Annotated in this window: 1 protein-coding gene; it reads right to left on the bottom strand. The window is 55.8% G+C overall.

All coding sequences use genetic code 11. The annotated features are described in order from the left end of the window. Positions 1 to 267: carbohydrate ABC transporter permease (locus SB764_RS40835; RefSeq protein WP_410866872.1), on the bottom strand; the 267-nt coding region annotated here is incomplete at both ends.

The raw sequence follows: 267 nt of genomic DNA on the forward strand, positions 1-267 counted from the left end.
GTCAACTTTCGCCGCACGCAGCAATTGATCGGGAACGGTCTGAAGGCCAGCCATCATCATGATCATGGCGAACGGGAACTCTCTCCAGATGTTGACGACGATAAGCGAGGGCAGGACCGTATCGACACTGTCGATGAAATTCGGTGGCCGGTCCGCAAGGCCAAGGCCGACCAAAACCGCGCCGATCACACCAAAGTCCGAATGGTAGATCCACTTCCAGATATAGGACGCGGCGACTGCGCTGATGACCCAAGGGATGATAAGGAT

This window comes from Paraburkholderia sp. SIMBA_027 (genome assembly GCF_046535315.1).
Taxonomy (GTDB): domain Bacteria; phylum Pseudomonadota; class Gammaproteobacteria; order Burkholderiales; family Burkholderiaceae; genus Paraburkholderia; species Paraburkholderia tropica.